The sequence below is a fragment of the Leisingera sp. ANG1 genome, assembly GCF_000203975.2.
In the GTDB taxonomy this organism is placed as follows: domain Bacteria; phylum Pseudomonadota; class Alphaproteobacteria; order Rhodobacterales; family Rhodobacteraceae; genus Leisingera.
The window spans coordinates 60,400-84,199 of the sequence record NZ_AFCF02000012.1 but is presented as its reverse complement, the minus strand read 5'-3'; the positions used below and the strand labels follow the sequence as shown (position 1 = coordinate 84,199).

General features: G+C 60.2%; 21 protein-coding genes. 14 read left to right on the top strand and 7 right to left on the bottom strand.

Features of this window, described 5'->3' with window-relative positions; genetic code table 11:
* Positions 1-52 precede the first annotated feature (52 nt).
* Positions 53-472, bottom strand: a complete 420-nt coding sequence (locus tag GC1_RS19555; RefSeq protein WP_036762585.1) for a cupin domain-containing protein — start codon at positions 470-472, stop codon at positions 53-55.
* Between the two features lie 136 nt (positions 473-608).
* Here GC1_RS19555 and GC1_RS19550 point away from each other — a divergent pair, with 136 nt between their 5' ends.
* On the top strand, positions 609-1,463 hold the full coding sequence (locus GC1_RS19550) for a LysR family transcriptional regulator (RefSeq protein ID WP_019297929.1): 855 nt from the start codon (positions 609-611) through the stop codon (positions 1,461-1,463).
* Positions 1,464-1,493: 30 nt separating this feature from the next.
* Here GC1_RS19550 and GC1_RS19545 read toward each other — a convergent pair whose 3' ends face one another.
* The gene (locus GC1_RS19545; protein ID WP_036762559.1) at positions 1,494-1,847 is read right to left on the bottom strand and encodes a winged helix-turn-helix transcriptional regulator; all 354 of its coding nucleotides are present in this window, start codon (positions 1,845-1,847) and stop codon (positions 1,494-1,496) included.
* Between the two features lie 335 nt (positions 1,848-2,182).
* Here GC1_RS19545 and GC1_RS19540 point away from each other — a divergent pair, with 335 nt between their 5' ends.
* Both GC1_RS19540 and GC1_RS22255 read left to right on the top strand, forming a co-directional pair.
* On the top strand, positions 2,183-2,992 hold the full coding sequence (locus GC1_RS19540) for an MBL fold metallo-hydrolase (protein ID WP_237754646.1): 810 nt from the start codon (positions 2,183-2,185) through the stop codon (positions 2,990-2,992).
* An 81-nt stretch (positions 2,993-3,073) separates the two neighbouring features.
* Positions 3,074-3,994: a glutathione S-transferase C-terminal domain-containing protein gene (locus tag GC1_RS22255; protein ID WP_162183424.1), complete on the top strand. Its 921-nt coding sequence runs from the start codon at positions 3,074-3,076 to the stop codon at positions 3,992-3,994.
* A 70-nt stretch (positions 3,995-4,064) separates the two neighbouring features.
* On the opposite strand, the gene GC1_RS19530 is transcribed toward GC1_RS22255, so the two are convergent.
* Positions 4,065-4,505 carry a nuclear transport factor 2 family protein gene (locus GC1_RS19530; RefSeq protein WP_019297925.1) on the bottom strand — a complete coding sequence of 147 codons (441 nt, stop codon included), beginning with the start codon at positions 4,503-4,505 and terminating at the stop codon, positions 4,065-4,067.
* Positions 4,506-4,535: 30 nt separating this feature from the next.
* Positions 4,536-5,246, bottom strand: coding sequence for a flavodoxin family protein (locus GC1_RS19525; RefSeq protein WP_019297924.1), 711 nt, complete (start codon positions 5,244-5,246; stop codon positions 4,536-4,538).
* Between the two features lie 904 nt (positions 5,247-6,150).
* On the opposite strand from GC1_RS19525, the gene GC1_RS19520 reads away from it, so the two are divergent.
* From GC1_RS19520 to GC1_RS19505, 4 genes are read left to right on the top strand one after another with little or no spacing between them, the layout of a single operon-like run.
* Positions 6,151-7,119 (top strand): carbon-nitrogen hydrolase family protein, encoded by a 969-nt coding sequence (locus tag GC1_RS19520; RefSeq protein ID WP_029204994.1) that lies wholly within the window; start codon positions 6,151-6,153, stop codon positions 7,117-7,119.
* 50 nt (positions 7,120-7,169) lie between these two features.
* On the top strand, positions 7,170-9,914 hold the full coding sequence (locus tag GC1_RS19515; RefSeq protein ID WP_237754644.1) for an aminotransferase class I/II-fold pyridoxal phosphate-dependent enzyme: 2,745 nt from the start codon (positions 7,170-7,172) through the stop codon (positions 9,912-9,914).
* Between the two features lie 56 nt (positions 9,915-9,970).
* The gene (locus tag GC1_RS19510) at positions 9,971-11,422 is read left to right on the top strand and encodes a biotin carboxylase (protein WP_019297920.1); all 1,452 of its coding nucleotides are present in this window, start codon (positions 9,971-9,973) and stop codon (positions 11,420-11,422) included.
* Positions 11,423-11,427: 5 nt separating this feature from the next.
* Entirely contained in the window at positions 11,428-12,420 is a 993-nt protein-coding gene (locus GC1_RS19505) for a C45 family autoproteolytic acyltransferase/hydolase (RefSeq protein ID WP_019297919.1), read from the top strand.
* 257 nt (positions 12,421-12,677) lie between these two features.
* Here the strand turns inward: GC1_RS19505 and GC1_RS19500 are convergent, their stop codons facing one another.
* Positions 12,678-13,199 (bottom strand): winged helix DNA-binding protein, encoded by a 522-nt coding sequence (locus GC1_RS19500; protein ID WP_019297918.1) that lies wholly within the window; start codon positions 13,197-13,199, stop codon positions 12,678-12,680.
* Between the two features lie 206 nt (positions 13,200-13,405).
* Between GC1_RS19500 and GC1_RS19495 the strand changes: the two genes are divergently transcribed.
* From GC1_RS19495 to GC1_RS19470, 6 genes are read left to right on the top strand one after another with little or no spacing between them, the layout of a single operon-like run.
* Entirely contained in the window at positions 13,406-14,377 is a 972-nt protein-coding gene (locus GC1_RS19495; RefSeq protein WP_019297917.1) for a TRAP transporter substrate-binding protein, read from the top strand.
* A gap of 58 nt (positions 14,378-14,435) precedes the next feature.
* Positions 14,436-14,984: a TRAP transporter small permease gene (locus GC1_RS19490; RefSeq protein ID WP_019297916.1), complete on the top strand. Its 549-nt coding sequence runs from the start codon at positions 14,436-14,438 to the stop codon at positions 14,982-14,984.
* 9 nt (positions 14,985-14,993) lie between these two features.
* Positions 14,994-16,289: a TRAP transporter large permease gene (locus GC1_RS19485; RefSeq protein WP_019297915.1), complete on the top strand. Its 1,296-nt coding sequence runs from the start codon at positions 14,994-14,996 to the stop codon at positions 16,287-16,289.
* Positions 16,289-17,035 carry a 5-oxoprolinase subunit B family protein gene (locus GC1_RS19480; protein WP_019297914.1) on the top strand — a complete coding sequence of 249 codons (747 nt, stop codon included), beginning with the start codon at positions 16,289-16,291 and terminating at the stop codon, positions 17,033-17,035. The genes GC1_RS19485 and GC1_RS19480 overlap by 1 nt, the downstream gene beginning before the upstream one ends.
* The gene (locus tag GC1_RS19475; RefSeq protein ID WP_019297913.1) at positions 17,032-18,048 is read left to right on the top strand and encodes a biotin-dependent carboxyltransferase family protein; all 1,017 of its coding nucleotides are present in this window, start codon (positions 17,032-17,034) and stop codon (positions 18,046-18,048) included. The genes GC1_RS19480 and GC1_RS19475 overlap by 4 nt, the downstream gene beginning before the upstream one ends.
* 9 nt (positions 18,049-18,057) lie before the next feature.
* Positions 18,058-18,831 (top strand): LamB/YcsF family protein, encoded by a 774-nt coding sequence (locus tag GC1_RS19470; RefSeq protein ID WP_019297912.1) that lies wholly within the window; start codon positions 18,058-18,060, stop codon positions 18,829-18,831.
* A gap of 399 nt (positions 18,832-19,230) precedes the next feature.
* On the opposite strand, the gene GC1_RS19465 is transcribed toward GC1_RS19470, so the two are convergent.
* Positions 19,231-20,883, bottom strand: a complete 1,653-nt coding sequence (locus GC1_RS19465) for an ABC transporter substrate-binding protein (protein ID WP_019297911.1) — start codon at positions 20,881-20,883, stop codon at positions 19,231-19,233.
* 116 nt (positions 20,884-20,999) lie between these two features.
* A complete protein-coding gene (locus GC1_RS19460) occupies positions 21,000-22,658 on the bottom strand; it encodes a BCCT family transporter (RefSeq protein ID WP_019297910.1) in 1,659 nt (552 codons plus the stop codon).
* A 119-nt stretch (positions 22,659-22,777) separates the two neighbouring features.
* On the opposite strand from GC1_RS19460, the gene GC1_RS19455 reads away from it, so the two are divergent.
* On the top strand, positions 22,778-23,710 hold the full coding sequence (locus GC1_RS19455; RefSeq protein ID WP_082008969.1) for a LysR family transcriptional regulator: 933 nt from the start codon (positions 22,778-22,780) through the stop codon (positions 23,708-23,710).
* Positions 23,711-23,800: the final 90 nt, after the last annotated feature.

Below are 23,800 nucleotides of genomic sequence, written 5' to 3'. Positions count from 1 at the left end.
AAAGCCGCCCCGGAAGGGGGCGGCTGTACTCGTGACAGACGGAACAGGCAGATTATTCGCTGTGGAAAATCGCATCGCCCTTGCCACTCTGGAAAACGAACAGAACGCAGTCCTCTTCGCTCACGCAGGCGTCACCGTGAAAGGCGTTGCCGGGCTGGGTAACGCGCGATCCGACTGGCAGCACCTTTGTTTCGCCAGCGAAGCTGTGCTGCCATTCGCCCTGGATAGTGATGCCTTCATAGGCGTAGGTGTGGGCGTGTTCGGGAACCTCGAAACCGCCGGGCATCTTCAGGTACATGGCATAGGGGCCGGTATTGCGGTCACCCCAAAGAATGGACAGCGACATCGGGGTGCCCTCGATTGGGGTCCATTTGATGTCGTCGAATTTCGTCATCAGCCCGGTGTCCGCAAATGCCGCGGTTGCTGCGGTGAGCGAAACCGCGGCTGCGGCGGCAAGTTTGAAAAAACCCATTTCATGATCTCCTTTGTCAATGGCGGGCGGCAGCCAATCCGGCTGCCCCATGGGCGGAAGTTGATGCAAATGAACCTACGAAAATGACGGAGAGGCGAAATATGCGCGGTTGCAATGATCTGTTTCGGGGGTGCCGATGAAACTGACCGGTGATGATCTCCTGGTAATCCTGGCACTGTGCCGGGAGCGGACCCTTGACCGGGCAGGCCGGTTTCTGGACCGGGATGTGTCTTCGGTGTTTCGGGCGATCAAGCGGATCGAGGCCAAAGCCGGCGCGCCGTTATTCTCCCGCTCCAAAACCGGCTTTCACCCTTTCCCGGCAGCCGAAGAGCTGGCCGAACAGGGGCGGGAAATCAGCGAGGCGCTTTCTCAGGCTGAGGCAATCTGTTCTGGCTTGGATGATCAGTTGACCGGCCGTCAGCGGATCACCACTACGGATCTCCTGCTGGAGTATTTCATCTTGCCGAACCTTGCCGGCTTCCGGCGCGAATTTCCCAATGTCGACATTGATTTCAGCACCAGCAATCAATTCGCTAAGCTGTGGGAGCGCGGGTTTGATCTGGCGGTTCGCCCCTCGGCCAATCCGCCTGAACAATTGATGGGGCAGTTTCTCAGGAGGCTGGAATATGCTGCAGTGCGGGGCCATGGCTATACGCCGCCACAAGGGGGCGACAAGAGCAGCAGTTTCGATTGGCTGGTGCCAGGCAGTGGCCTGGCGCAGCATCCTGTCAGGAAATGGTTTGCAAGGAACGCGGCGGAGTGGGCCTCAGTCACAAGTTTCGATTCCATGAGCCTCATGATACAGGCTGTTAGGGCGGACCTGGGTGTTTCACTGGTGCCGGACCTGCCTGCGCTCACTGATGGGCTGGTCAGAATGGATGGTCTGGAGGTCAGTGAGTTCTCCGAAATCTGGTGCTTGTACCATCCCAGCAACCGCGGCAATCCGTTGATCCAGGCCTTCAGTAAATTTATGAAGCGCACTCTGAACTGATACCGGGTTGAGGGCAGGGCGGGCGCCGGATCAAGCGTGGCTTTGCTTCCGGGTCATGTCCTCGAAGTTTTCAATCACCCAGTTGTCAAGCGAGCTGATCACGGCGGCCAGCGAATGCCCAAGCGGCGACAGGCGGTAGTCCACTCGGGGCGGCACCTCGCCATAGTCGCGGCGGGTAACCAAATTGTAGTCTTCCAGCCTTTTCAATGTCTGGGTCAGCATTTTCTGTGAAATCCCTTCAATCGCCCGCATCAATTCGGCGTTGCGCATTGGTCCGTCCAGTAGCAGGGGGATGATTAGCAAGGACCATTTGTCTCCGATCACTGCAATGATCTGACGGGAAGGGCAGAGGGCCGCGTATGGATCGGGCTTGATATCAAGCATTTGTGAAAATCCTATAGGAACTAAAAGGTGCGTACTTTTGGTTCGGTTCCTTAGATCTTATCGTCTGCTTCGAGCGATGCAAGCAAGGGACAACGGTTTTAAGAACTTCACATGGGGTCTGCCAGCCGGAGCGTTGTTTCCCCGGGCTTGCTTGCGGCTTATTTGCAAGGAGATCGAAGATGACACAAATCACTCGCAGACAGGTATTTGGTACCGCTGCTGCCGCTGCCGCCGCAACGGTTCTGCCGGCTACAGTTTCCGCCAAGGCTCCTTTGGCAAGCGGGCAAGCCCCGGGATTCTACCGCCGCAAGGTAGGAGATGCCCAGGTCACGGCCTTGCTGGACGGTTATATTGACGTCGCCCACGGGTTTTGGACAGGTATCGAGCAGGCATCGGTGGAAGACTTGGCAGCAGCGGCTGGCTTGCCGGACAATGGCTCGATCCGGATTGGCGTCACCTCCTATCTGATTAATCAGGGCAACCGCCTGGTCCTGGTTGATACCGGATCGGCAGATTTGTTCGGTCCGACCGCTGGCAAATTCCTTTCTGCTCTCGCCGCGGCAGGGTACACGCCGGATCAGGTAGATGACATTCTGATCACTCACATGCACCCTGATCACATTGGTGCCCTCTTGGAAAACGGTGCAGCCGTGTTCCCGAATGCGCAAATCCACGTTTCTGGGCTCGAGTTCGACTATTGGACGTCGGCGACTGAACAGTCGAAAGCACCTGACTTCGCCAAATCCTGGTTTGATGCCGCGATCGGGGTGAAAACCGCATATGACGACCGGATCCACGTTTTCTCTGGCGCGCCCGAAGTGATCCCGGGCTTCACAGCGGTGCCGCTCTATGGCCACACGCCGGGCCACAGCGGTTACCGCCTGTCTTCAGGTGGCGAGGATCTGCTGATCTGGGGGGACGCTTGCGGTGTCGCGTCGGTTCAATTCGCCCACCCGGAAGCAGGCCTGGCCTTCGATGTCGATGGCGCAACCGGAAAACAAACCCGTGCAAGCCTTCTGGATATGGCCGCCGGAGAAGGCGTGCTGGTTGCCTCCGCGCACTTGCCTTTCCCGACTTTTGGCAGGGTTCTGCGTTCGGGCGAAGCCTATGCCTGGCAGCCGGACGAGTACCGTTTCGACGTCTGACATGACCAAGCGGTCAGGGTTTTTATTCGCAAACAGGAGCAGGCCGGCCGCCTGCTCCGCTTGAATTTTAAGGGGATGCACATGAGCACTGCACCCAAGCGCGGCATGTTTCGGGGCCAATGGTACAGGGATCTTGAAACTCTGCCCGACCGTGGAGCCGACATCGAAACGAGCTTCGAAACCCCGGCATCAAGGGTGAAACCTGAAATTCAGCGCTTGCGGGACAGGCCCGGAAGCTACCATCTTTTTGCGGCAAAGGCCTGTCCTTTTGCCCATCGGGTTCTTTTGATGCTGGCAAACCTTCCCCAACCAGCCTTGGGTATCACATATTGCCACCCGTGGCTGGGTGGACCAGAAGGCTGGAGTTTTGCCCCAGGATCTGCGCCGCCCGTGGGAGAAGATGTTCTTTGGAAAGTTTATGCAGCTTCAGATCCTGCCTATTCAGGCCGGATAACTGTACCCGTCTTATGGGATAAAACCGCTGGCGCCATTGCCTCTGCAGACTCCCTGGAAATCATGCAGGCCCTTGCGGCGGCTTACCGGCCGGAAATGTGTCCGGAGGACGCAGCCTTTGCAAAACTTTGCATCTGGATCCACCAGCATTTGAATATTGGAGTTTACAAGGTTGGCTTTGCTGCGGACCAGGCTGCCTATAACGCGGCTGTGGATGCGCTGGATTCTGCCATGGACAAGGTGGCTGAACTGGTTGCTAGCGGATTTGCCTTCGGAACGAGTCCGACTATCGCGGATCTCATGATTTTTGCCACGGGAATTCGGTTTGACATTGCCTACCATGGCGCCTTTCAAATCCTGCACCGGCGATGGGGCGGCAACAAAGCGCTCCAGCAGCATTTGGAACGGATTGCTGCCCTTCCGGGAGTGGAAGACACCTTGGCGTTTCAAGACTACCGGGTGCATTACTTTGACGAAGCGGGTTTTCCAGTCCGCCAACCTATGTCTACTGGCAGATACATACTGCCCAGGACATGTGACCCATTGTAGGGTGTGTGGCGGGAAGCACGAGAAGCCGAAAGCGCCTTCCCCGGAAATTTTCACTCGGTCTGCAGGCTTCTCAACCGCCTGAAGTCCTGATGTGATGGTTCAAATCACCGAAGAATGGCCTGTTGATCGTCAGTTTCCGGTAACGCCAGACCCCGTTGCTGTTTCGGGAGAATTCGTCGAGGTAAATTCCCGAATAGATCACTTGCAGCGGCAGTTCTGCGGTTTGCTGGATCACCGTAACATACCGGTGGCAACAGGCAGTTCCCTTGGCCTCGTCCACCGTGATGTCTTCGTTTGTTGACAAGTGCCGCGTGCGGGGCGTTCCGTCGGTGTGGATCACGACGCGGCTTAACAGCTTGTCCATAAGCTCTTGCTTGCCGACGTAAGGTTTGCCCTCGTCGAAAACCCATTCCGCATCGGAAAACAAGCTGGCAAACCCCTCCAAGTCCCCGTTATCCAACGTGAAGCTGTAAGCGTTGATCAGCTTTCGGATTGCTTCCTTGCTGCCCACTTCCGCCCTCCGTTTTGAAAGATGGTTCAATCAGCGCATACGCATAGTGATCTGTGCGACTCGGGCGCCGAACAGCTCCGCCGACTTCAGATCACCGCCGCTTGGGGTTACCGACAGGTCGGCGTTGTCCGACTGAGCGGATGCCCCCAACATGGTTCCTACTCGGTTGACCGCTTCCTTATGGCCGGGCTGGCCTTCTGGCGAAGTGTTCATTTCTGCCTGTCCAACCCATATCATGCCATGCTGCGCGCCGAACACTGCCATCTGGATCAATGTGCTGAGCTTGTCCCCTGCCAGGCTGTGGGAGTTGGTGAACCCTGCGGCGATCTTATCCTTCCACTGCTGCTGGGACCAGATTCCGGTTGTGGCGTCCATGAAGGCTTTGAAAGGTGCAGAAACTGCGCCCAGATATGTCGGCGATCCAAAGATGATGGCGTCCATGTCATTCAGTTTTTCAGGTTCTTGGGCGGCATCTTCGGCTCTTATCAAGCAGGCCAGGATGCCATCCACTGACTGCGCCCCTTCGTGAACGTGCCGGGCTTGCACTTCTGTATGGCCAAATCCGCTATGATATACGACAGCGATTTTCTTCATGAGATCCAGTTGCCTGTGAAGATGAAGGAAAGAGCCCTGAGCGAGGCTCCTGTCACCCTTCAACAAGAGGTGTTTACTGTCTTTTTCAAAAATCTCAGTCAGGAGCGAGAAAAAATCAGCCTCTATTGCCGAAGGATGGTAAGTCATCTAGAAAAGGCCGGATGATTACCGGCAGAAGTGCCCTTATTCCTGCAGGCGAAACACTCAGCGGGGCGTGCTTGTTCTAATGGCGACCGGAATCTTGGTCAGTGTCATCAGTGTTTCGCCGCTCCTGCTGCCTATACCGCGGTAACTAGTCGCGGTAGGATACGGCGGTTGCCTGCTCCCGCAACCAAAAATTCAAAACAATATCAACGCCTAACGCCCCGCAAAAGCGGGGCTTTCTGCATTGGCACATGCCGCGCTGGAAGCGCTGTGAAAGCAGAAGAACGTAAAACGCGCTGGTGCGCAGGGGCAACGCCTTCGCTGCCGGGAATTATTCTGATCGTGAGCTAGCTTCACATTTGCGACGGCTGATCCGAGCCCTCAGCCGTCATTACCTTGGGGGCGAGCGACCTGTTCATCCTGCGCGGTATCTCGGCCTATATCCGGTCTGACAACGGACCTGAGTTCGTCGCCCAGGCTGTCCGGGACTGGATTGCAGCCGTTCCCGAATCGAATTTCGATATCAAGTTGGCTTGATTGGATCGCGCTAGCCCAAGTACCCATATGCAATTGCATATTGACCTCCGGATATCGCACCCGGAAATCAGGCAACTGCTTTAAAAGCCAGAGCTGCGCGAAGGTCGGAAGGCAAGGGCCGGGCGGACAAAGCACGCCTGGTTGCGGACATGATCGTGCTTGCCTGCCAGTATGGCCGCTACGGCTATCGGCGGATCGCAGCATTCCTGGCTGTGAAAAGTCGAGGGCAACGTCTTTGGCCTAGGCCCAGAGATCGAGATCCTGAGAGATCAACTCGCTGCCGGAATCGACTCTGATCGTCTTGGGGTAGCCAAGGCTGTTGAGCGCAAATAGAGTGATAACAACAAAGATAGTTGGAGATCTGCCCAATATGACACCTTTCGCAATTGCTGGTGTTCAGATGCATGTCGCTGCCCTTCACTCGAATGTCGAGGCAATGCGCCATAGGATTGAAATACTGATGGCACGGTTTCCTTGGACGCAGATGGTGCTATTTTCTGAACTGGCACCTTACGGGCCGCTGGACCAGTTTGCTCAATCGTTTCCGAATGATGCATTGCAGCAGTTCCAGGAAGACGCCCGCCGATTTGGTATTTGGCTGATCCCCGGCTCCATGTTCGAAAAAACCGAAGATGGCCGGATTCTCAACACCTCCGTGGTGATCAACCCGGAAGGTGAGATCGTCGCAAAATACTCCAAGATGTTCCCGTTCAGACCGTATGAGGCGGGGATTTCGGCCGGCACCGAATTCTGTGTGTTTGACGTGCCCGGAGTTGGCCGGTTCGGCCTGTCGATTTGCTATGACATCTGGTTCCCGGAAACCACGCGGCAGCTGACCAGCCAAGGGGTGGAAGTGCTGCTGCACCCGGTGCTGACCGGCACAACCGACCGGGAGGCGGAGATCGCAATCGCACGGGCGACCGCCGCCCAGTTCCAATGCTATGTATTCGACGTCAACGGGCTGAGCGCCGGCGGTGTCGGGCGTTCGCTGGTGGTGGACCCTTCGGCCACCGTGCTGCATCAGTCGGCGGGGCAGGAGGATATGTTCCCGATCGAGATCGACCTGGATCAAGTCCGTCGCCAGCGTGAGACAGGCCTCAAGGGACTGGGGCAGGTTCTGAAGAGCTTCCGCGACCGGGAAGCGGAGTTCACTGTATACGACCGCACCAGCGGGGCTGATGCCTATCTGAAAACGCTGGGGCCGCTTGAGACGCCGGGTCAGGGATCGCAGCGCGGGCTGCAGGCCTCTGATCCGCGCAGTACACTGGAGAATTTTGAGCAGACGTTACATTCGCCGCATCATTTTTCCGTTTTTCCTGGAAAAACGGGTTCTGATTAACCGGACTGGAAGGCGGCGCAGGTCCTGACGCGACAGAAGGGAGGCAGGTTTTGAACTTGCAGCCGCAAAGGAAGGCTTTGCCGTCGATCCGGGATTATTACAGTGCAACCCAGCTGCGGGCGGACAGATGGAGCTCGCTGCGGGAGTCAGCTGAGGGACTGGCCCGGCAGCGTCAGGAGGGGCGGCATAGCGAGAAACTGATGGCCGCGGCAGAGCATCTGTTCGATGTGCTGGCGCCGATTGAACGCTATTGGGCGTTTCCGGGTATCCACGCTTTCGAGCATTTGCGAAAGTTGCTGCAACACGGCAATGTGGAGGATCTGGCGGTTTCGGTGCGCCGTATTGCGCGGGCGCTGACCTCTGGGGCTTACCGGCGGCGGTCTATTCCGCTGTCCTCGGATGAGATCGACAACGAAGACTACGAAGATGAAGCGTCGCTCGCGCCCGAAGCACGGGCGCTGGGACGACCTTATTTCGAGGTGATGATCGTCGATGACGTGTCGGAATCGCAGGAGCGGTTCCTGCGGCAGAACCTTCTGCGGATGCGGCGGATCGAAGACCCATTCATCTACGAGCCGGTGATTGTGCCGTCGCTGGAAGATGCGCTGATTGGCATTCTGTTCAATCACAATGTGCAAGCCGTGGTGGTTCGCCCGGGGCTGTCGCTGAAGTCCAAGATTGAGCTGCCTATCCTGAACCAGTATTTGACCCGCGTAAGCGAGGAGGAGTCGGTCGACTCGATTGATCCGCACCAATACGGCCCCGAGGCCTGCCGCTTGATAGAGAAGATACGGCCGGAACTGGACGCTTATCTGGTCACCGACCGCTCCGCCGAAGACATCGCCGGGCTGGATCTCGGCCGCTGCAGGCGGGTGTTCTATAATCAGGAAGATTTCCAGGAGCTGCATTTAAATATCCTGCGCGGAGTGGACCGCCGCTACAAATCGCCGTTCTTCACTGCGCTAAAGGAATATTCAAAACAGCCCACAGGCGTGTTCCACGCGATGCCGATCAGCCGCGGCAAATCGATCAGCCGCTCGCATTGGATTCAGGACATGGGGGCGTTCTATGGCTCCAACATCTTTCTGGCTGAGACATCCGCCACTTCCGGCGGGCTCGACAGCCTGCTGGAGCCGCGCGGCCCGATCAAGGAAGCCCAGGACATGGCGGCGCGGGCCTTTGGCGCCAAGCACACGTTCTTTGCCACCAACGGCACGTCGACCTGCAACAAGATCGTGGTGCAGTCGGTGGTCCGCCCCGGCGACATCGTGCTGGTGGACCGCGATTGCCACAAGTCGCATCATTACGGGATGGTGCTGGCGGGGGCCAGCGTGGCCTATATGGACAGCTACCCGCTGCATGAGCATTCGATGTACGGCGCAGTGCCGCTGCGCGAGATCAAGCACACGCTCTTGCGGCTGAAGGCCGCCGGCAAGCTGGACCGGGTCCGGATGGTCCTTCTGACCAACTGCACATTTGACGGCATCGTTTACAATGTTCGCCGGGTGATGGAGGAATGCCTTGCCATCAAGAAGGACCTGATCTTTCTTTGGGACGAGGCGTGGTTTGCTTTTGCGCGCTTTGACCCGACCTACCGCCAGCGCACTGCCATGGGCGTCGCCAATACTCTGCGGGAGACGCTGCGCAGCCCGGAGACGGCGGAGGCCTGGGAGGCACAGCAGGAAATGCTGAAGAACGCTGATGAGGAGACTTGGCTGAACACCCGGCTGGTGCCGCCGCCGGACGCGAGGGTGCGGGCCTATGCCACCCAGTCCACGCACAAGACGCTGACCTCGCTGCGCCAGGGGTCGATGATCCATGTCAACGACCAGGACTTTAAAGGTGAAGTAGAGCAGGCGTTCCACGAAGCCTACATGACCCACACCTCGACCTCGCCGAATTATCAGATTATCGCCTCATTGGATGTTGGTCGGCGGCAGGTGGAACTGGAGGGGTTCGAGTTTGTCCAAAAGCAGATCGAAAGCGCGATGTCGATCCGGCGCGCCATATCCGACAATCCGCTGCTGCGGAAGTATTTCCGGGTACTGACTGCCGGCGACATGATCCCGGAAACCTATCGCGAAAGCGGTGTTGAGGCCTACTATGACCCCGATCACGGCTGGATCGACACCTGGAACATGTGGAGCCAGGATGAATTTGTGCTGGACCCGACCCGCGTGACCCTTGCGGTGGGCGGCACCGGCTGGGACGGCGACACTTTCAAGACCAAGATCCTGATGGACAAATACGGGATCCAGATCAACAAGACCTCGCGCAACACAGTGCTGTTCATGACCAATATCGGCACCACGCGGTCTTCGGTCGCCTATCTGATCGAAGTACTTGTAGAGATCGCCAACGATCTGGACGAGCTTCTGGACGATGCCTCCAAGATGGAGCGCCGGTCGTTTGACAACCGGGTGTCGGCGCTGGTGGAGCACGTGCCGCCGCTGCCGGATTTCAGCCGGTTCCACGATGCGTTCCGGGCGGGCAAGGACACGCCGGAGGGCGATATCCGTACCGCCTTCTTCCTCGCTTACAACGAGGACAACTGCGACTATATCCCGACAGATGACAGCCTGATGCAGAGACTGGAGGCGGGCGAGGAACTGGTGTCATCCAGCTTTATAATTCCTTATCCGCCCGGCTTTCCGATTCTGGTGCCCGGCCAAGTCATCAGTCCGGAAATCCTGTCGTTCATGCGGGCACTTGATGTCAGCGAAATCCACGGGTTCCGCGCTGATCTGGGGCTGCGCGTTTTCACCAAGGAGGCCCTGAAGTCCGTCAAGAAATAGACGCCCGCCAAGAAACAGAAATCCTACGATAAATTGAATTTACTGGGAGACGATACATGCCGAAGAAAGTTCTGAACAACATTTCGGAGATCCGCCGCTATTTCCACACCAATACGGACCCGGTCTATTTTGTCTCAGCGACCAACTTCAATCTTCTTGGACTCGACGAGTGGGTAAAGAATTTCAAGTATATCTGTTACATGGACTGTTTCGATGGCCGCCATCCCAACGTGCTGGTGCCTTCTGAGCTGCCGCATGATGAATTTCAGTCTATCGAGGACATCAACAACTACTTGCTGCAGCACAAGGAAGTCATCGACTACGTCAAGGCACGCGGCGGCAAGCCGAAATTTGTGTTCCTGATGTTTGATGAGAAGACTGAAAAGCTGGCCAAGGAACTTGGCGGTGAGGTCTGGTTCCCCAAGGCGAAGCTGCGGACCAAGATGGATAACAAGATCGAGACCGTACGTGTTGGCAACAAGGCCGGCGTGCCCTCTGTTCCGAATACGCTGTCAAAGGTCGACAGCTATGATCACCTGAAGAAGATCTGCAAGAAGGCGGATCTTGGCAGTGATCTGGTGCTGCAAAGCGCCTTCGGGGATTCCGGCCATACAACGTTTTTCATCAAGACCGAGGCCGACTTCCGCAAGCACGAGCATGAGATCGTCGGACAGGGCGAAATCAAGATTATGAAGCGGATCGATTGCCGCGGCTCGGCGATCGAGGCCTGCTGCACCTCCGAAGGCACAATCGTCGGGCCGCTGATGACAGAGCTTGTCGGCTTTAAGGAACTAACGCCCTACCGGGGCGGCTGGTGCGGCAATGAGATTTTCTCTACTGCCTTCCCGCCCAAGACCCGCGAAAAGGCAAGGGAGCTGACCTTCAAGTTCGGCGAACAGCTGCGCAAAGAGGGCTACCGCGGCTATTTCGAACTCGATTTCCTGATCGACAAGAAAACCGGCGAAATCTGGCTGGGTGAGCTTAATCCGCGTATTACGGGGGCGTCCTCGATGACCAACCACGCGGCCTTCGCTCACGCCGATGCGCCCCTGTTTCTATTCCATCTTCTGGAGTTCTCGAAAAAGCCGTTCAAGCTGGATGTTGAGGAACTGAACGCCCGCTGGGCGGACCCGGACATGATCGATTCCTGGTCACAGATGGTGATCAAACATACAGAGGACACCGTGGATATCGTGGCCAAAGCCCCGGAATCCGGCATCTATAGGATGCTGCCGGACGGTCAGGTGGTATTCGATCGCTTCGACTACCACCGCCGCGCTGTTGAAAGTGAGGATGAGGCCTTTTTCCTGCGTATTTCGAATGCGGGCGACTACCGCTACGAGGGGGCTGATCTGGGCATCCTCGTTACCCGCGGGCGGTCGATGACCAAGGGCTTCCAGCTGACAGAGAAGTCGAAACGTTGGATTGACGGAATCAAAAGCGCCTATACTGCGCGGCCGCTTCCGTCAGCACAGGCCTTTGAGGATCCGGCTTTCAAGATTATGTAAGGCGAATGAGACTGAAATTCCGCGCCGTGCAGGAAACGGAGCCGGGGCAAAAACTGGCCGGACTCTTTTCTGAATACCGCACTGCTTATCTGGACTGGTGGGCTGGCGAGGGCCTCTCTGGTCGGCCTACTTATTCAGAGTGCCGCAGAGCTCTGTTAACACATATGCCCGAGATGGTGGGGCTCTACGACAAGTTGTGCGCCTCGGTCGGAGGTGGTGATATGGAGTCCCGGTTTCTCAGTTTTTTTTGCCCGCCGCGCTATCTGGCCGGCTGCAGCCAGGCAATCTGGCCAGGCAAGGAGCCGCTGCTGGTCCGTAATTACGACTACAACCCTCTCGCCTTTGATGCGGTATTCCTGAAGACCGGGTGGGACGGGAGGGACGTGATGGGCACCTCAGATGGTTTGTTCGGCCTCCTCGACGGAATGAATGATGCCGGGCTGACTGTTTCTCTGACTTTCGGTGGACGCCGTGCGATGGGGGATGGCTTCGGCGTGCCGCTAATCCTCCGGTATCTGCTGCAAGTCTGTTCCACCATCGAAGAAGCAAAGGATGTTCTGCGGCGTGTACCCAGCCACATGAGCTATAACGTGACAGTGCTTGACCGTGACCGGAACTACTTTACCGCTTTCCTTGCACCAGACCGTCCCACCCTGATCACTCATGCGGCCGTCGCCACCAACCACCAGGAACGCGTCGAGTGGGCAAGTCATGCGCGTCTTACGGCGTCTGTTGAGAGGGAGCGTTTTTTGCTGCAGAGGTTGACGCTACATCCGGAAACAAAAGAAAAGTTTGTCGGAACGTTCCTCAAGCCGCCACTGTATTCCCTTGCCTTCGACAAAGGGTTCGGCACGCTCTACACAGCTGCCTATCACCCTGACGAGTTGTCGGTGGAGTTACTCTGGCCTGGCCGGACCTGGCAGAAAAATCTGGATTGTTTTGAAGCAGACCAATGGCTGGTCGGTTATCCCGATCATAAGAGTCAGCATGCCGTGTAACAATGGCGTCTAGAGCCTATGGGGCGGCAGCGTTCCACCACTGGTCCTGCACCCGATCTGGCGGCGATAGTTCTACCATTCCGCTAGCATTTCGGTTCTGGCCTGTTGTCGGAAGCCGGGACAACACGGCCAAGTAATAGGACCAGTACTGCAGCACTGCATTTCAAAACCTCAATTGGATTAGCCAAGACATAAGCGCAATTTTCTGGGGCAAGGTTAGCCGAAAAAAGGCTGTTCTTGGCCAATCCAGCAGGAGCTTAGAGTGATGCCGCCGAGCGGCTGGCCTGGTCGTAGTGGCCCGAGAGTGCTCGCAGGCTGCGGGCCAGCTCTCGCAGATCCTTACCCGGTAAGTCGGCGGCGGACAGTCCGTCCAGCAGGCACTGGCGGCGCACGTCGCGGTAGGCCGCACATAGCTCTGCGCCCTCGGACGAGGTGCGGTAAAACACTTCCTTGCCGCGTTTTTCGGAGGCCAGAAGCCCGGCCTTAAGCAGTTTGCGCAGGCCGTAGTTCACTGTGTGGCTGTCCTCGATGTTGAGCAGAAAGCAGATGTCGGACAGGCGCTTGTCCTTGCCGCGGTGGTTGACGTTGTGGAGGATCAGGATTTCCAGCGGGTTCAGATCCGGCTGACCTGCCGCCGCCATGCAGCGGGTCATCCAGCGGGAAAAGGCGTTGGAGGCGATGATCAGGCCAAACTCCAGTTCCGACAGCTCCCAGCCTTCGCCCTCGGCCAGGTGGCGGGAGGAGACGATTCGGCGGGAATCCGGTTTCTTTTCGGCCATTTTTTGCACCTATTTTTGTTGATAAAACCCCGGCGTTTTATCTGCATGTGGTCATAAAAGGGTAAAGTATCAAGGAGATCAAGCAGGCTGTCCGGCCTGTGGCCGCTGCCGGACGGGGCAGTGCGGTGGTTGCACCTTGGCAAAACGTTGACAAAATGTCAGCGTTATGGGTACATTATTGCAATGTTTCGCATTGGGAGGAAAACATGCAATTTTCGCGTATGCTGGGCGGCGCGGCCGTTCTGATCGCCGGGCTATCGGTGCCGGCCCTTGCTGCAACCTGGGACATGCCGACGCCCTATCCGGACGCCACGTTCCACACCAAGAACATTTCTGAGTTCGCCAGCGACGTGGCCGAGGCGACCGAGGGCGGGCTGGAGATCAAGGTCCATTCGGCTGGATCCCTGTTCAAGCATCCGGAAATCAGCAAAGCCGTGCGCAGCGGCCAGGTGCCCGCGGGCGAGTTCTTCCTGTCGCTGCTGGCCAATGACAACCCGGCGTTCGGCGCAGACTCGCTGCCGTTCCTGGCGACCAGCTATGAAGAGGCCGAGCGGCTGTGGGCGGCGCAGAAGGATGTGATCGACGGGCTGCTGGACGAGCAGGGGCTGATGGCGCTTTATGCTGTGCCGTGGCCGCCGCAGGGGCTGTACACCACCAAGGAAATCAACAGTGTCGAGGATCTGGCGGGGCTGAAGTTCCGCACTTACAACGCGACGCTGGAGGAGTTCGCCAACCTGGCGGGTGCCGCGCCGACCCAAGTTGAGGTTCCGGACATTCCGCAGGCCTTCAGCACCGGCCGGGTCGAGGCGATGATTACTTCGCCCTCCACCGGCGTGAATTCGAAGGCGTGGGACTTCCTGACCCATTACACCGACATCCAGGCCTGGATCCCGAAGAACATCGTGGTGGTGAACAAGCGGGCCTTCCGCCGTCTGGACGAGGCGACCCAGACCGCCATTCTGAAAGCCGCGGCAGCGGCCGAGGCGCGCGGCTGGGAGATGAGCCGGGCCGAGACCAGCAGCCAGATCGAGGTGCTGAAGGAGAATGGCATCACCGTGTCCGAGCCGTCGGAACAGCTGATGGACGGCCTGCGCGCGATTGGGGCGCAGATGCTGGAAAGCTGGAAAGGCGAGGCCGGGGAGGCCGGTGCCACCCTGTTGAACGCCTACCAGCAGTAACGTGACCATGGCCGGACGCCGGGGGCGGCGTCCGGTCTCCTGGGGAGGAGGAGCAGCCATGCGGGTTGTGCTTGATTTCATCTACCGAGCGGCCGGCGGGCTGGCAGCAATGTTCATCGTGGCAATCGTGGCGCTGGTTTTTGCGCAGGTGTGCCTGAACCTCTCTGACAAGATCGCGGTGGCGCTGACCGGAACCGGAGTGGGGCTGACGATCCCGTCTTATGCGGATTTCACCGGCTTTTTCCTGGCGGCTTCGACCTTTCTGGCACTGGCCTATGCGCTGCGGGCGGGCGGCCATATCCGGGTGACGCTGCTGACCAACCGGCTGCCTGCTGCCGCCCACCGCGCAACTGAACTGGGTGTGATCCTGCTGGCGCTGGCGATGAGCGGCTATGCCACCTGGTACATGGGGCTGCTGCTGCTGGAGTCGCTGGAGTTCGGCGACCGCAGCGCGGGCATGGTGTCGGTGCCGCTGTGGCTGCCGCAGGCGCCGGTCACCCTGGGCCTTGCGATCCTGACCCTGGCGCTGGCGGACGAGCTGGTCTCCATGCTGCGCGGCGCGCTGCCCTCCTGGGAGGGCAAGGGCGAAAATCTTCTGAGCGAATAGGGGATCATCATGTCGGTTGCCGCGCTTTCCATCATTCTTCTGGTCCTTATGTTCCTGTTCCTGGGCGCCGGCCTGTGGGTGGCCTTTGCCCTGCTGGGCGTGGGCATCGCCGCGATGGCGCTGTTCACCGAGGCGCCGCTGGGGCTGGTGATGGCCACCACCATGTGGGGCCACAGCAACTCCTGGGCGTTGGCGGCGCTGCCGCTGTTCATCTGGATGGGCGAGATCCTGTTCCGCTCGCGCCTGTCGGAGGACATGTTCACCGGGCTGTCGCCCTGGATGAACCGGCTGCCGGGTCAGCTGCTGCATGTGAACGTCTTTGCCTGCGGGATCTTTGCCGCGGTGTCGGGGTCGTCTGCGGCAACCGCCGCCACCATCGGCAAGCTTTCGATCCCGGAGCTGGCGCGGCGCGGCTATCCTGAAAAATTGGTGATCGGCACCCTGGCCGGTTCCGCCACGCTGGGGCTGCTGATCCCGCCGTCGATCATCCTGATCGTCTATGGCGTGGCGACCGAGCAATCCATCGCCCGGCTGTTTGTCGCGGGCGTGCTGCCCGGCGTGCTGCTGGTTGGTTTGTTCGTGGGCTATGTGGTGGTCTGGGCGCTGCTCAACCGCAGCCAGCTGCCGACCGAGGACATTGCCGCCACCTTCCGCGAGAAGCTGAAGCGCGCCCGCAGGCTGCTGCCGGTGGTGCTGCTGATCGGCGGGGTGATCGGCTCAATCTATGTGGGGATTGCCTCGCCCACCGATGCCGCCGCCGTGGGCGTGGTGCTGGCGCTGCTGCTGTCGTGGCAGTCCGGCTCGCTGAACCGGCAGAGCTTTACCGAGGGGCTTATGGGGGCGACGATCACCTCTTGCATGATCGCCTTTATCCTGGCGGGGGCATCGTTCCTGACCGTGGCGATGGGCTTCACCGGTATTCCGCGCATCCTGGCGGAGTGGATCGGCTCCTTGAACCTGTCGACCTTCACCCTGCTAGCGGCGCTGACCATCTTCTTTGTGATCATGGGCTGCTTCCTCGACGGGATTTCGGTGGTCGTGCTGACCGCCTCGGTGATCATGCCGATGGTGCTGGAGGCGGGCATTGATCCCTTGTGGTTCGGTATCTTCCTGGTGATCGTGGTGGAAATGTCGCAGATCACCCCGCCGGTCGGGTTCAACCTGTTTGTGCTGCAGTCGCTGACCGGGCGGGACATTCTGACCGTGGCCAAGGCGGCGCTGCCGTTTTTCTTCCTGATGGTCGTGGCGCTGGTGCTGATCGTGCTGTTCCCGTCAATCGTGACCTTCCTGCCGGAGCAGATGTGATGGCTGAGGTGAGCGCAGCAACACCCGTCCCCGAAATCCGCACGGTAGGTGTGGACGGGATGCTGGTGAGCTTTGGCAGCCGCCTGAGCGAGCCTGCCAACCGCGCCGCCCTGGCGTTCCGTGCTGCCCTGGCGCAGGAAAGCTGGGACGGGGTCGAGGAAGTCTCCACCTCGCTGGTGTCGGCCTATGTGCGCTTTGATTTGCGGCATCTGGACCATGCGGCGCTGCGGGCGCGGCTGGGGACGCTGCTGGCGCAGCGCGACTGGTACGCGGCAGAGCTGCCCGGCCAGCGCCGCCTGTGGCGGATCCCGGCGGTGTTCGGCACAGAGCTGGCACCGCAGCTGCCGCAGGCGGCGGAGGCTGCGGGCATGACCGAGGCGGAGGCGGTGGCCTCCCTGTCGGCGTCGCGGGTCAGGGTGCAGACCATCGGCTTTGCCCCCGGCCAGCCTTATCTGGGTGAACTGCCGGAGGCCTGGGACATTCCACGCCAGAGCCAGTTGACCTCACGCATCCCGGAAGGGGCGCTGGCGGTGGCGATCCGGCAGCTGGTGCTGTTCTCGGTGGCGGCACCTACCGGCTGGATGCATGCTGGTCAGACGGCAGTGCGGCTGTTCCGCCCCGATGCGGAGGAGCCGTTCCTGCTGCGGCCCGGCGATGAGGTGCAATTCACCCCAGTGACGCCGGAAGAGCTGCAAGGTTTGCGGCGCGACCCGCTGGGCGGTGCCAAGGCGGAGGATCTGTCATGACCGGCACGTTGACCGTACTGCGTACCGGGCCGGGGGTGACCGTTCAGGACGGCGGCCGCCCGGGCTGGTTGGAATACGGGGTTTCGCGCGGCGGTGCTGCCGACCGGCTGGCGCTGGCCGAGGGCGCGGCGCTGTTGGGGCAGGGCGCGGATTTGGCGGCGGTTGAGATGCCCGGCATGGGCGGTGAGTTCCAGGCGGACAGCGATCTGCGCATCGCGCTGACCGGCGCGCCGATGCGGGCCAGCATCGACAGTGCCGCCGTAGCCTGGAACGCCAGCCACCTGCTGCCCGCGGGGGCGCGGCTGATGATCGGTGCGGCCCGCAGCGGCAGCTATGGTTATCTGCACGTAGGCGGCGGCATTCAGACGCCGGAGCATCTGGGCGCGCGTTCAGCGCATCTGGCGGCGGGCATCGGTGCGCCGCTGAAAGAAGGCGACGTGCTGGACACCGGCCCGGACAGCGGCGGCATCACCGGGCTGGGGCTGGCACCGGAGAACCGGTTCGAGGGCGGCACCGTGCGGGTTGTGGCGAGCCTGCAGACGTCGCTGTTCCCGCAGGCCGAGCTGATGCGGTTTGAGCAAACGGCCTTCCGCCGCGGCGCCCGCGGCAATCGGATGGGCGTTCCGATGGAGAGCGATGGCGAGGGCTTCCGTCCAAACGGCGCGCGAACGGTGGTGTCGGAGGTGATTGTGCCCGGTGACATCCAGGTGACCGGCGACGGCACGCCCTATGTACTGCTGGCGGAGAGCCAGACTACCGGCGGCTACCCGCGGATCGGCACGGTGCTGCCTTGCGATTTGCCCGTTTTGGCGCAGGCGGCGGTGGGAGCAGAGCTGCGCTTCCGTTTCATTGCGATGGAGGAAGCGGTAGCGCTGGAGCGGGCAGAGGCGGAGCGGCGCGAGGGGCTGCGCAGCCAGTGCTATCCCTTGATCCGGGATCCGCGCAGCATGTCCAACCTGCTGTCCTTTCAGCTGATCAGCGGAGTGATTGCCGGTGAAGAAGATGTCTTGTGAGGAGATGACATGACCCGAACCGTCGATCTGAATGCCGACATGGGAGAAGGCTTTGGCGCTTGGAGCCTGGGCGATGATGCCGGGCTGCTGGATATCGTGACCTCGGCCAATATCGCCTGCGGTTTTCACGCGGGCGATCCGGATGTGATGGCCGCGACTATGAAACATGCGGTGGCCAAGGGTACCGGCATCGGCGCGCATCCGGGTTTTCCCGACCTGCAGGGCTTTGGCCGCCGCCGGATGTCGGTGCCGCGTGAGACGCTTGGCAATATGGTGCGCTACCAGCTGGGCGCGGCGCAGGCGATGGCGCGCGCGGCGGGCGGCGCGGTGCGGCATCTAAAGCTGCACGGTGCGCTGGCGAATATGGCTGCGGAAGATCTGACGATGGCGCGGGCCTGCTATCAGGCGGCCTTGTCGGTGGACCCGGAAATCATTGTGATGGTGCTGGCGGGCACCGCGCAACAGCAGGCAGCGCGGGAGCTGGGCTGCAAGACAGCGTGTGAGATCTTTGCTGATCGCGCCTATAACGACGACGCCACGCTGGTGGACCGCAGCCTGCCCGGCGCGGTGATCCATGACCCGGCAGAGGCCGGGCGGCGGATGGTAGAGATGGTGCGCGAAGGCGCCATCATTACCGCCAGCGGCAAGCGCATCGAAACCCGCATCGACACCATCTGCCTGCATGGCGACACCCCGGCTGCCCTTGCGATAGCAACAGCCGTTCGCAGAGCGCTGCTGGACAGTGGCACGGATCTTGCCAAAGCCAATGGCGTGGAACTTTGAAATTCCCAAGCAGCCCGGTTTTTGCCTGCCTGGGTTTTCCCTGCGATCAGTTTTACTTTTGCAAACTGGGTGGTGACGGGGCAGTGCAGACGACATGGGGCGATTTCCTGCAGTGCCTGTGAAGGTGGTTCCGCTCATCGGACTGTCCGATGCTTACTACTGATTGCAGATGTTGTTTCCTTACCGAAATTCGCCGTGGCGGGGCGGCTTTCCAGTTACCTCGGTTCCTGTATTATTGACGCTCGGAAGTTTCGTCTTCGGCAACCCTTGCAACGGGAATGCCCTGATACAGCCCTTCTTTTGTACCCGTGCCCTTGGCGGTAACATCTATGGCGAAAAAGTATACGCACACCGAGACCGGTGTGCGCAGTTATTGTTTCTGCCAAAGCCCAGCGGCGGTCAGGCCTCCAGCGCCAGCTTGTGAACGTGGATTTCGTTGATCGGATGGCTCTCGGCGCCGATGACGCCGGGGCGGGCGTGGCGGTAGAGCGAGCGCCAGTAGGGCTGGATGATGGTTCCGTCGTCGCGCATGAACTGCTCGATCTTCTCCATATGCCCGCGGCGGGTATCGGCGTCGGCGATCGCTGAAGCAGCTTCGAGCATACTGTCGAACTCGGCGCTGGCGAGACCGGTTTCGTTCCAGGCAACCCCGGTCTTGTAGGCCAGCGTCAGCACCTGCACCCCAAGCGGGCGGTGGCCCCAGTCGGTGGAGCTGAACGGATATTTGTCCCAGTCGTTCCAGAAGGTGTTGCCGGGCAGCACGGTGCGTTTGACGTTGAGGCCGGCATCGCGCATCTGCGCCGCCAGCGCATCGGTGGTGTTGCGCCGCCAGTCGTCATCGATCGAGATCAGCTCATGCTCGAAATCGAGCATCCCGGCCTCTTCCATCAGCTGGCGCGCGGCCTCGGCGTCGCGGACCGGGGCGCCGATGTCGGCGTATTCCGGGTGGATCGGGCAGACATGGTGGTTCTCGGCCAGGGTGCCGCGGCCGTCATAGCCCAGCTCCAGCAGCACCGCGTTGTCGCAGGCCAGCGCCAGGGCGCGGCGCACGCGGGCGTCAGCATAGGGGGAGGCCCCGTCTACAATTGCGTCGCGGTTGGTGCGCAGCACCAGGGTGTTGGCGGACACGGACTCGCTCACGTTCCAGCCGATAGAGGTGAAGATGTCGACGTATTCCCCCACGGTCTCGTAGGTCATGTCAATTTCCTCGGCCTCCGCGGCAGAGAGATGGGTCGATGCATCGGTGCCGAAGTCGATGAACTCGATCCGGTCGAGATAGGCGCCTTCGCCCCACCACTCGTGGTCGGTGTTCTTCTCCAGCGCCACCTTCACGCCGACTTCGTATTCGACCAGCTTGTACGGGCCGGTGCCTACGGGATCGGCGCCCGGATCGCCAGACCAGCCGTCCGGCACGATGGCGGCGGGGTATTCGGTCACCGCCGGGATGATGGTGATGTCCGGGCGGGTCAGTTTCAGTTTCAGGGTCAGGTCGTCAACGATTTCCAGCGCGCCCTCAGCCGGGCCGTCGCCGGCCTCGTTCTGCAGGGAGCCCATGCGGGCCGCCATCGAGTTGCCTTCCCATTTGCCATCGCACCAGCGGGCAAAGTTATAGGCGACGTCCTTGGCGGTCAGGGTGCCGCGGCCGTCGTTCCAGTTCACGCCGGGGCGGATGTGCAGCAGATATTCGGTGGCGTCTTCGTTGACTTCCCAGCTTTCCAGGAGGCGGGGTTCAAAGGTGCCGTCGGCGTTGTACTGCACCAGATATTCCAGATAGCCGCGCACCAGGTTGCCCAGCTGCGGCCAGTTGAACAGCGGCGGATCCAGCAGCGCGCGCACCACCTGCTGGATGCGGATGGTGCCGCCTTGCTGCGCATTGGCCGCCGCCTGCACCGGCTGGCTGAGGCCGATCATCCCGTAGGCTGCAGAGGCAGTGACCCCCAGTGCGGTTGCCCGGCTCAGGAATTCGCGGCGGTCCAGCTTGCCTTGCGCCGCCTCCTCTGCGTGCATCAGAGCCGCGGGGTGGAGGGTTTCCCTGTTGTAGTATTTGGTCATTTTGCTTCCTGTTATTGCTGTTTATTGCTGTGTCCGGCACACGAAAAGGTGCGGGCAGCAGTCTGGAGAATGGATCGGCAGCCCTGCCCGCTGGCCGCCGCCCCTGGGGAGATGCCTTATTCAGCGGGCTCCTGGGTTGCCGTGGCGGCCACGCCTGCTTGGGCGCGGCGGCCGTCGTTGTAGATCGCCTTGATCAGCGCCGCGCATTGCAGCACCATCACCACCGAGAAGGGCAGGGCGCCGATCACCATCGCGGTCTGGATTGCCTTCAGGCCCCCGACCAGCAAGAGCGCTGTGACCACCGCACCCAGCGCCACACCCCAGAACAGGATATGCGGGCGGGCCTTGGGGCCTTCGTCGCCGGCGGCGTTGATGGTGTTGACGATCAGCACCGCACTGTCAGCCGTGGTCACCAGGTAGGTCATCAGCAGAACCACGATCATCACAGACATCGCCCAGCCCAGCCAAGGCGACAGCATGTATTGTACCATGGCGAAGATCTTGTCGCCATCCGGTGCGCCGGAGATTTGGCCGCCTGCGCCGCCCTGCAGTTCCAGGTCGATGGCTGTGCCGCCGGCCCAGGTGAACCAGACGAAACACATCAGCGACGGCACGATCATCGCGCCAAGCACGAACTCGCGGATCGTGCGGCCCTTGGATATGCGGGCCAGGAACAAGCCGACAAAGGGCGCAAAGGCGATCCACCAGGCCCAATAGAACACCGACCAGCTGCCCTGCCAGCCTTCCAGTTTCGATGCGACGCTGTCCGGGTTTCCGTCACCGGTCCAGACGCGAAAGCTCATGTCCGGGAGAGCAATCAAGTAATCCCAGAGGCCAACGACCAGCGCCTGGAGGCCAAAGAAGGTGGAGCCGAACAGCAGGAAGAAGCTCAAGAGCGCGATGCTCAGCACCATGTTCAAGTTGGACAGCCATTTGATGCCCTTGCCGACGCCCGACAGCGCCGAGGCGGTGGAGGCGGCCATAATCACCACGATGGCCACCAGCACGCCGGTGGTGTTGGCGGTGCCTGCGTCATTGGTCAGCCCGGTAATGCCGATACGGGTAAGGCCGGAGACAAACTGCTCCACCCCGAAGCCCAGGGTCTGCGCCACGCCGAGGATGGTGGCGACAACGGCGACGATATCCACCAGATGGCCGATGGAGCCGGAGAGGCGGGCGCCGAACAGCGGCGTCAGCGAGGAGCGCATGGTCAGCGGCAGGCCGCGGCGGTAGCTGAAGAATCCCAGCGCCAGCCCGGCAATGGCATAGCAGGCCCAGGCGCCCAGGCCCCAATGCAGGAAAGACCACTTGTAAGCCATGCGGATATTGTCCGCGGTGCCGCCATTGGTCAGGCCCTGGATCACTTCCGGGTTGTTGTTCCAGTGGTAGATCGGCTCGGCCACCGCCCAGGTTAGCATGCCGACCCCGATACCTGCGCCGAACATCATCGAGAACCAGGAGAAGTTGGAGAACTCGGGTGCGTCACCCTGCTGGCCCAGCTTGAGCCGTCCGGCAGTCGGCCAGATTGCCAGTGCGATGCAACACAGCACAAACAGCGCCACGGTCCAGATGTACCAGGCGCCGAAGGAGGCAAGTATGAAGCCGTTGATCGAGTTCAGTACTGCTCCCGACTGTTCGGGAAAGGCAATGGCCCAGACCACCAGCCCACCGATCATCAGCTTGGAGGAAATGGTAACGATCTGGCTAAAGCCCCGGTAGAATCCGCTGTCGGATGTGCCGATCGGCAAATCCGTTAAAGGAGGTTTTATTGACATGTATTTTCCCTGTCTTTGTTGATCTGCCGGTTGACGCCGCCGGGGCTACGGCCTTAGCAGAACTTACGCAGGGCATTTTTTGTTATAAAAATTTCCCCTTTTGCAGTAGGCAATAATTTATGAGTGACATTAGCGGAATTAATAGGAAGCTGAGCTATTACTTGGTCGCGCTGCACACCTTCGACCTGGTGGCCCGGCATGGAAACTTCACAGGCGCGGCCGAGGCGCTGGGGCTGACGCAGTCTGCTGTATCCCAGAAAATCAAGGGCTTGGAGACGGAACTGGGCATTGCTCTGTTCCGGCGTGAGCACCGCGGCGTGTCGCTGACCAATGAAGGCGTGCGGCTGTTGAACGTGGTGCGTCCGGCAATGACGCAAATGGGCAATTCGGTCTCTTCTCTGATGGAGCGCAAGTCGCGGCCAAGGGTGCGGATTTCAGCGGATTTTGCCTTTTCCAGTTTCTGGCTGCTGCCGCGATTGTCGCATTTGAGGGCCGAGCTGGGGGATGAGATCGAGATCCAGATCCTTGCGGCACAGGTGCCGCCGGACGATTACGGCGATGATTGCGACATCAAGATCCACGTCGCTCCGCGTAGCAGCATGGCGGACGGCGATGTCATGCTGTTGCAAGAACGGGTCACGGCGGTCAGCAGCCCTGCCTATCTTGAAAACCACGGCCCCATTGCCGCGTCTGCCAAACTGCTGGACTGCCACCTTCTCAGCCTGTCGAAACCGGCCTCAGCGGAATGGCAGACCTGGCAGGGCTGGTTCGACCGGCTTGGCATCGCAGGGGAACGCTCCAAGAACTACATAAGCTTCAACAACTACGACATGGTGGTGCAGTCGGCGGTGGCCGGCGACGGCATTGCGCTTGGGTGGCTGGGATTGATTGATAATCTGCTGGAGGACGGCAGACTGGTGCAGGTAACGAAGGACGTTGTGCCCAGCGATGCGGGCTATGTCATGTCGCGCGATTACTCAAGCCGCCTGCGCGGCCCGAACTTGGTGTTCGATTGGATTGCTGCGCATTCGGCGGGTCTTGCCCTTAAGTAGATTCTGGATCCTAATAATTACGGGCCTTTGGGTAATCCCCCCCGATCTTAAGGGGATGCGGAAGTAGAATTTTCTCAGCAGGATGAACGA

Bases quoted from the DNA above. Each gene is read 5' to 3' on its own strand.
- GC1_RS19510 (WP_019297920.1), top strand. From the start codon at position 9,971: ATGCCGAAGAAAGTTCTGAACAACATTTCGGAGATCCGCCGCTATTTC.
- GC1_RS19525 (WP_019297924.1), bottom strand. From the start codon at position 5,246: ATGACTTACCATCCTTCGGCAATAGAGGCTGATTTTTTCTCGCTCCTG.
- GC1_RS19505 (WP_019297919.1), top strand. From the start codon at position 11,428: ATGAGACTGAAATTCCGCGCCGTGCAGGAAACGGAGCCGGGGCAAAAA.
- GC1_RS19500 (WP_019297918.1), bottom strand. From the start codon at position 13,199: ATGGCCGAAAAGAAACCGGATTCCCGCCGAATCGTCTCCTCCCGCCAC.
- GC1_RS19490 (WP_019297916.1), top strand. From the start codon at position 14,436: ATGCGGGTTGTGCTTGATTTCATCTACCGAGCGGCCGGCGGGCTGGCA.
- GC1_RS19480 (WP_019297914.1), top strand. From the start codon at position 16,289: ATGGCTGAGGTGAGCGCAGCAACACCCGTCCCCGAAATCCGCACGGTA.
- GC1_RS19465 (WP_019297911.1), bottom strand. From the start codon at position 20,883: ATGACCAAATACTACAACAGGGAAACCCTCCACCCCGCGGCTCTGATG.
- GC1_RS19475 (WP_019297913.1), top strand. From the start codon at position 17,032: ATGACCGGCACGTTGACCGTACTGCGTACCGGGCCGGGGGTGACCGTT.
- GC1_RS19555 (WP_036762585.1), bottom strand. From the start codon at position 472: ATGGGTTTTTTCAAACTTGCCGCCGCAGCCGCGGTTTCGCTCACCGCA.
- GC1_RS19545 (WP_036762559.1), bottom strand. From the start codon at position 1,847: ATGCTTGATATCAAGCCCGATCCATACGCGGCCCTCTGCCCTTCCCGT.
- GC1_RS19470 (WP_019297912.1), top strand. From the start codon at position 18,058: ATGACCCGAACCGTCGATCTGAATGCCGACATGGGAGAAGGCTTTGGC.
- GC1_RS22255 (WP_162183424.1), top strand. From the start codon at position 3,074: ATGAGCACTGCACCCAAGCGCGGCATGTTTCGGGGCCAATGGTACAGG.
- GC1_RS19455 (WP_082008969.1), top strand. From the start codon at position 22,778: ATGAGTGACATTAGCGGAATTAATAGGAAGCTGAGCTATTACTTGGTC.
- GC1_RS19495 (WP_019297917.1), top strand. From the start codon at position 13,406: ATGCAATTTTCGCGTATGCTGGGCGGCGCGGCCGTTCTGATCGCCGGG.
- GC1_RS19520 (WP_029204994.1), top strand. From the start codon at position 6,151: ATGACACCTTTCGCAATTGCTGGTGTTCAGATGCATGTCGCTGCCCTT.
- GC1_RS19460 (WP_019297910.1), bottom strand. From the start codon at position 22,658: ATGTCAATAAAACCTCCTTTAACGGATTTGCCGATCGGCACATCCGAC.
- GC1_RS19485 (WP_019297915.1), top strand. From the start codon at position 14,994: ATGTCGGTTGCCGCGCTTTCCATCATTCTTCTGGTCCTTATGTTCCTG.
- GC1_RS19550 (WP_019297929.1), top strand. From the start codon at position 609: ATGAAACTGACCGGTGATGATCTCCTGGTAATCCTGGCACTGTGCCGG.